We start from the raw sequence: 6,229 nt of genomic DNA, 5'->3' as shown, positions 1-6,229 counted from the left end.
TTCCTCGACGCCGTGACCACGCGCATCGTGGAGCTCGACCGCGGGCGTCTGCAGAGCTACCCCGGCAACTTCGCGCAGTACCAGGTATTGAAGGAGGAGCAGTTGACCCAGGAGGCGGTGGTCAATGCCAAGGCCGACCGCCTGCTGGCGCAGGAAGAGGTCTGGATCCGCAAGGGCGTGGAGGCCCGCCGCACGCGCGCGCAAGGGCGCATCACGCGCCTGGAGCGCTTGCGTACGCAGCGCGCCGGACGGCGCGAGGCGCTGGGCCGGGTGAAGCTGGAGCTCGATGCTGGCGCGGCCAGCGGCAAGCTGGTGGCCGAACTGCTGGAGGTGAGCAAGGGATTCGACCAGCCCGACGGCCTGCGCAAGACCGTGGTGCGCGACTTCTCCACCACGATCCTGCGCGGCGACAAGGTGGGCGTGATCGGCCCCAATGGCGCGGGCAAGACCACTCTGCTCAAGCTCATCCTGGGCGAGCTGGCGCCCGATACGGGCAGCGTGCGCCAAGGCAGTCGCCTCACCGTGGCCTATTTCGACCAGATGCGCGAGCAGCTCAACCTGGACGCGACGCTGGAAGACTTCATCAGCCCCGGCAGCGAGTGGATCGAGATCAACGGCAAGCGCACGCACGTGAAGAGCTACCTGGGCGACTTTCTGTTCTCTCCCGCGCGCGCGCATTCGCCGGTGCGCACGCTGTCGGGCGGCGAGCGCAACCGCCTGCTGCTGGCGCGCCTGTTCGCGCGCCCGGCCAACGTACTGGTGCTGGACGAGCCCACCAACGACCTGGACATCGACACCCTGGAGCTGCTGGAAGACCTGCTGCAGCAATACGAGGGCACGGTGTTCCTGGTGAGCCACGACCGCCGCTTCCTCGACAACGTGGTGACCAGCACCTTGGTGGCCGAAGGCGAGGGACGCTGGCGCGAGTACGTGGGCGACGTGCAGGACTGGCTGACCCAGTCGGCGCGCGCCGCCCCGCCCGCGCCCCCACCCGCCGTCGCCACGGCCAAGCCCGCGCCCGCGGCGCCCCCGGCGGCCGACGCCCCCCGCCGCAAGCTCAGCTACAAGGAACAGCGCGAACTGGAGTCGCTGCCTTCGCAGATCGCCGCGCTCGAGGCCGAGCAGGCCGCGCTGTCGGCTGAGCTGGGTGACGGCAGCCTGTACGGCACCCACCCCGCGCGCGCGGCCGAAGTGGCGCAGCGCCTGGTGGCAGTGGAAGAAGAATGGATGGCCGCACTGGAGCGCCAGGAGGCGCTGGGCGCGCGCTGACGCCAGGGGCACGGGCGCCGCGCCCGCGCCTTACGCGCCCGCCCTGGCCGCGGCCACGCGGCGCGAGAACGTGCGCCAGAACGCCGCCTCCTGCGTGGTGGCGAAGTTGATGCGCATGAGCGTGCTGGGCGTGCGCGCGGCGTGGAACAGGGCGCCCGGCGCGATCAGGTAGCCATCGTCCAGCAGGCGCTGGGCCAGCGCGTCGGTGTCCACACCGGTGTCGACCCAGCCGAACAGGCCCGACGGCTCGGCCGCGAAGCGGCAGCCCGCGCCCAGCGCCAGTTTCACGCTGCGCGTGCGGGCGGCGTCCAGGCGGGTGCGCACGCGCTCGGCGTGGCGGCGCAGCTGCCCTTGCTCAATGCAGTAGGCCAGGGCCTTTTCCAACAGGGCCGGCGTGGTCAGCGTGCTCAGCAGCTTGGTGTCGAGCAGGGGCTCAACCAGGCCGGGCGGCGCGGCCAGGAAGCCGATGCGCCAGTTCGGCGCCAGGATTTTCGCGAAGCCGCTGACGTAGATGGTGCGCTGCAGGCCGTCGAGCGCGCTGAGGCGCGTGGCGTGCTCGGGCGCCAGGTGGCTGTAGGTGTCGTCCTCGGCGATGTGGAAGTTCAGGCGCTGCGCGAGCTGCAGCAGGCGGTGCGCCGCGCCGGGCGACAGGCTGTAGCCGGTGGGGTTGTGCAGCACGCTCACGCTGACGAACAGCTTGGGCCGGTGCGCCTCGGCCAGGCGCTCCATCACCGCCAGGTCGGGCCCGTCGGGGCCCCGCGGCACGGTGAGCACCCGCATGCCCAGCGCCGCCAGGCGCGCGAACTCCACCGCCCAGCCCGGCTCTTCCACCATCACCGGGTCGCCGGGTCGCAGCAGCGTGCGGCTGACGATGTCGAGCGCGTGCGTCGCGCCGACCGTGGTGACGATCTGCGCCGGGTCGACGTGCACGTTGATGCCGGCCAGCTTTTGCGCCAGCACGCGGCGCAGGCCCTCGTCGCCGCGCGGCTCGCCGTAGCTGAGCGAGGTTTCGTTGAGCGCGCGCACCGAGGCCACACGGCGCACGGCCGCCGGCATGAAGGTCGACTCCAGCCAGTCGGGCGGGAACACCCCCATGCCGGGCTGCGGCTTGTCGCTCACCTGGTGGAACATGCCGCGGATGAGGGCCGTCGCGTTGATGGGGCTCTGCGCCGGCGGCAGCGGCGCGGCGCTGCGCGACTCGGCGCGCGGCGTGAGCGGCTCGCGCACGAAGAAGCCTCGCTGGCGCTGCGCCTGCACCAGGCCCTGCGCGAGCAGCAGGTCGTAGGCCGCCACCACGGTGGAGGGGCTGACGCCGTGCAGGCGGGCGCAGGCCCGCACCGAGGGCAGGCGCGCGCCCGGCGCAAGCAGCCGCTGGCGGATGCGATCGGCGTAGCGCTCGGCCAACTGCTCCGTGAGCGACTGGTTCGCGGTCTTCATCAACATGGGGCGGCCCTTGTGTGTATTGCCAGTCAGGCCCATACAGTGCGCGAACTGAACGGGCAAACTGTATTGGCTCTGTATTGATGTCAAAGGGTACATTGACCGTTCGCCGAGCGCCAGCCCCCACCCTACCGCCCGACCGACCCGCCCCATGTCCGCGACCGAACTGACCGCCCTGCTGATCTTCTGCACCGCGATGAGCTTTTCGCCGGGGCCCAACACCACGCTGTCCACCGCCCTGGCGGCCAACTTCGGCCTGCGGCGCGCCCTGCGCTTCTGCCTGGCCGTGCCCACGGGCTGGATCCTGCTCATGCTGGCCAGCGGCCTGGGCATGGGCGCGCTGATCACTGGCGTGCCGGCGCTGCGCTGGGCCGTGAAGCTGGTGGGCGTGGCCTACATGCTCTGGCTGGCCTGGATGCTGGCGCGCACGGCGCGCCTGTCGCAGGCCGACCCGGCCCGCCTGCAGGTGGGCTTCTGGCAGGGCGTGGGGCTGCAGTTCATCAACATCAAAGCCTGGATGCTCGCGCTCACGCTCAGCGCGGGCTGGGTGATCAGCAGCGCGGGCGCACCCGCGCCCAACCCGGGCGAGCGGCTGCTCATCGTCTGCGGGGTGATGCTGTTCTTCGCCTTCACCAGCAACTTCCTCTACGCCCTGATCGGCTCGCTGCTGCGCGACTGGCTCGCGCAGGGCGGGCGCCTGTTGTGGTTCAACCGCGTGCTGGCCGGCGTGCTCGTGGCCACTGCCCTGTGGATGCTCACCGTATGAACAGCGACGAACGACGCGGCTGGCTGCTGGGCCTGCTCGGCGTGGCGGTCTTCGGCCTGACGCTGCCGATGACGCGCCTGGCCACGGGCAGCCTGGACGCGCCGCAGCTCTCGCCCTGGTTCGTCACCTGGGCGCGCGCGGCCATCGCCGGCGGGCTGTCGCTGGCCTGGCTGTGGGCCACGCGCGCGCCCAGGCCCCGCCCCGAGCACCGCCGCCCGCTGGCCCTGGCGGTGCTGGGCAACGTGATCGGTTTTCCCTTGTTGCTGGGCTGGGCGCTGCGCCACGTGACGGCCAGCCACGCCGCCGTGTTCACCGCCCTGCTGCCACTGGCCACCGCGGCCATGGCGGCCTGGTTGATGCACCAGCGCGCGCGCCTGGGTTTCTGGCTGTTCGCCGGCCTGGGCAGCGCACTGGTGGTGGCCTACAGCCTGCTGCGCGCGCACCAGGCGGGGCACGGCTTCGGCCTCAGTTGGGCCGACACGCTGCTGGTCGGCGCCGTGCTGGCCGCGGCGCTGGGCTATGTGGGCGGCACGCAGGTCACGCCCGCCCTGGGCGCCGAGCGCGTCATCAGCTGGGTCTGCGCGCTCGCGCTGCCGATCACCCTGCCGGCCGCGCTGCTCACCTGGCCCGAGCGCGGGGTGAACCCCAGCGCCTGGCTCGGCCTGGCCTACGTGGCGGTGTTCTCCATGTGGGCCGGCTTCTTTGCCTGGTTCCGCGGGCTCTCGCTGGGCGGGCCGCTGCGCGTGAGCCAGTTGCAATTGCTGCAGCCCTTCATCAGCATCGCCGCTGCGGTGCCCCTGCTGGGCGAGCGCCTGGACGCGCTCACCCTGGTGTTTGCGCTGGCCGTGGTGGCCAGCGTGTTCGCCGGCCGGCGCTTCGGCGCCGCGCCGCCCGCCCCCTCCCCGTCCCTCCACAAGGCCTCCACATGAGCTCCGCCACCCCCTGGACCCTGGCCCGCCGCGCCGAACGCATGAACCCCTCGGTGATCCGCGAGATCCTCAAGGTCACCGAAAAGCCCGGGATCATCAGCTTCGCCGGCGGCCTGCCCTCGCCGCAGACCTTCCCCGTGAGCGCCTTCGCCGAGGCCTGCGCCGAGGTGCTGCGCAACGACGGTCGCGCGGCGCTGCAGTACGCGTCCAGCGAGGGACACGCCCAGCTGCGCGAATGGGTGGCGCGCCAGCTGCCCTGGGCCGTGGACCCGGCGCAGGTGCTCATCACCACCGGCAGCCAGCAGGGCCTGGACCTGGTGGCCAAGGTGCTGATCGACACCGGCAGCCGCGTGCTGGTGGAAACGCCCACCTACCTGGGCGCGCTGCAGGCCTTCACGCCCATGGAGCCGCAGTTCGTGGGCGTGGCCAGCGACGCCGAAGGCCTCGATGTCGACGACCTGCGCCGCCGGGCGAGCGGCGCGCGCTTCCTCTACGCGCTGCCCAACTTCCAGAACCCCACGGGCCGCAGCATGAGCGAGGCGCGCCGCGCCGCGCTGGTGCGCGCCGCCGCCGAAACCGGCCTGCCCATCGTGGAAGACAACCCCTATGGCGACCTGTGGTTCGACGCCCCGCCGCCCGCGCCGCTGACCGCGCGAAACCCCGATGGCGGCCTCTACCTCGGCTCTTTCTCCAAGATCCTGGCGCCGGGCCTGCGCCTGGGCTACATCGTGGCGCCCAAGGCCGTCTACCCCAAGCTGCTGCAGGCCAAGCAGGCGGCCGACCTGCACAGCCCCAGCTTCAACCAGCGCCTGGTGAGCGCGGTGCTCAAGGAGGGCTTCCTCGAGCGCCATGTGCCCACCATCCGCGCGCTCTACGCCTCGCAGTGCCGCGCCATGCTGGCCGCGCTGGCGCGCGAGATGGCCGGCCTGGACGTGCAATGGAACACCCCCGACGGCGGCATGTTCCTGTGGGTTCGCCTGCCCGAGGGCATGGACGCCACCGCGCTGCTGCCGCAGGCGGTGGCGCGCGGCGTGGCCTTCGTGCCCGGCGCGCCCTTCTTCACCGACGCGCCCGACGTCCGCTCGCTGCGCCTGTCCTTTGTCACCGCCACGGTCGAGCAGATCGATCGCGGCATCGCCGCGCTGGCGCAGGCGGTGCGCGAACACCTGCCCAGCCGGGCCGCCGCCACAGCATGAGCGCCGAGCAGGGACTGCACCTCTGGGGCCGCCTGAGCTCCATCAACGTGCGCAAGGTGGTGCTGTGCGCCCAGTGGCTCGGCCTGGAGCTGCCACGCACCGACGCCGGCCTGAGCCACGGCGTGGTGGACACGCCGGCCTACCGCGCCCTGAACCCCAACGGCCTGGTGCCGCTGCTGCGCGACGGCGACTTCACCCTCTGGGAAAGCAACGCCATCCTGCGCTACCTGTGCGAGCGCCAGGGCCGTGGCATGCCCACCGATCTGCGCACCCGCGCCGACACCAACCGCTGGCTCGACTGGCAGCAGACCACGCTCAACCGCGCGGGCAGCCCGGCGTTCACGCAATGGATCCGCACCCCGGCCGAGCGGCGCGACCTGGCCGCCATCGAGGCCTCGGTGCGCGCCGCCGAGCCGCTGTTCGAGCGGCTCGACGCCCACCTCGCGCAGCGCCCCTGGATGGCCGGCGACGAACCCACCGCGGCCGACTTCCCCATCGCCTGCGAAATCCACCGCTGGTTCGGCCTGCCGCAGCCGCGGCCGGCCTGGCCGCACCTCGAGCGCTGGTACGCCGGCTGGCTGGCCATGCCCTGCAGCCGCGGCGTGCTGGACCTTCCTCTGGCCTGAGCC

General features: G+C 72.4%; 6 protein-coding genes (1 of these 6 running past the window's edge). 5 read left to right on the top strand and 1 reads right to left on the bottom strand.

From position 1 onward, the window contains the following. Nucleotides 1-1,269, top strand: the 3' portion of a protein-coding gene (locus SOM08_RS02065) for an ATP-binding cassette domain-containing protein (protein ID WP_116958589.1). It extends 612 nt beyond the left edge of the window; the window shows 1,269 of its 1,881 coding nt (coding positions 613-1,881); the start codon falls outside the window, past its left edge; its stop codon occupies nucleotides 1,267-1,269. Nucleotides 1,270-1,299: 30 nt separating this feature from the next. On the opposite strand, the gene SOM08_RS02060 is transcribed toward SOM08_RS02065, so the two are convergent. Next, nucleotides 1,300-2,712 (bottom strand): PLP-dependent aminotransferase family protein, encoded by a 1,413-nt coding sequence (locus SOM08_RS02060; RefSeq protein ID WP_116958588.1) that lies wholly within the window; start codon nucleotides 2,710-2,712, stop codon nucleotides 1,300-1,302. A gap of 148 nt (nucleotides 2,713-2,860) precedes the next feature. Here SOM08_RS02060 and SOM08_RS02055 point away from each other — a divergent pair, with 148 nt between their 5' ends. From SOM08_RS02055 to SOM08_RS02040, 4 genes are read left to right on the top strand one after another with little or no spacing between them, the layout of a single operon-like run. Next, nucleotides 2,861-3,475 (top strand): LysE family translocator, encoded by a 615-nt coding sequence (locus SOM08_RS02055; RefSeq protein ID WP_322469966.1) that lies wholly within the window; start codon nucleotides 2,861-2,863, stop codon nucleotides 3,473-3,475. Beyond that, nucleotides 3,472-4,404, top strand: a complete 933-nt coding sequence (locus SOM08_RS02050; RefSeq protein ID WP_116958586.1) for a DMT family transporter — start codon at nucleotides 3,472-3,474, stop codon at nucleotides 4,402-4,404. Before SOM08_RS02055 ends, SOM08_RS02050 begins: the two co-directional genes overlap by 4 nt. Continuing rightward, on the top strand, nucleotides 4,401-5,600 hold the full coding sequence (locus tag SOM08_RS02045; RefSeq protein WP_116958585.1) for a PLP-dependent aminotransferase family protein: 1,200 nt from the start codon (nucleotides 4,401-4,403) through the stop codon (nucleotides 5,598-5,600). Before SOM08_RS02050 ends, SOM08_RS02045 begins: the two co-directional genes overlap by 4 nt. Next, nucleotides 5,597-6,226, top strand: a complete 630-nt coding sequence (locus SOM08_RS02040; RefSeq protein WP_116958584.1) for a glutathione S-transferase family protein — start codon at nucleotides 5,597-5,599, stop codon at nucleotides 6,224-6,226. The genes SOM08_RS02045 and SOM08_RS02040 overlap by 4 nt, the downstream gene beginning before the upstream one ends. The last annotated feature ends 3 nt before the right edge of the window (nucleotides 6,227-6,229 follow it).

The organism is Hydrogenophaga sp. SNF1, assembly GCF_034421675.1.
GTDB lineage: Bacteria > Pseudomonadota > Gammaproteobacteria > Burkholderiales > Burkholderiaceae_C > Hydrogenophaga > Hydrogenophaga borbori.
The sequence above is the reverse complement of the archived record's forward strand: the minus strand, read 5'-3'. Positions and strand labels throughout refer to the sequence as shown.

What these genes read in the sequence shown, in the direction of transcription:
- SOM08_RS02045 (WP_116958585.1), top strand. Translation starts at nt 4,401, where the DNA reads ATGAGCTCCGCCACCCCCTGGACCCTGGCCCGCCGCGCCGAACGCATG.
- SOM08_RS02055 (WP_322469966.1), top strand. Translation starts at nt 2,861, where the DNA reads ATGTCCGCGACCGAACTGACCGCCCTGCTGATCTTCTGCACCGCGATG.
- SOM08_RS02040 (WP_116958584.1), top strand. Translation starts at nt 5,597, where the DNA reads ATGAGCGCCGAGCAGGGACTGCACCTCTGGGGCCGCCTGAGCTCCATC.
- SOM08_RS02060 (WP_116958588.1), bottom strand. Translation starts at nt 2,712, where the DNA reads ATGTTGATGAAGACCGCGAACCAGTCGCTCACGGAGCAGTTGGCCGAG.
- SOM08_RS02050 (WP_116958586.1), top strand. Translation starts at nt 3,472, where the DNA reads ATGAACAGCGACGAACGACGCGGCTGGCTGCTGGGCCTGCTCGGCGTG.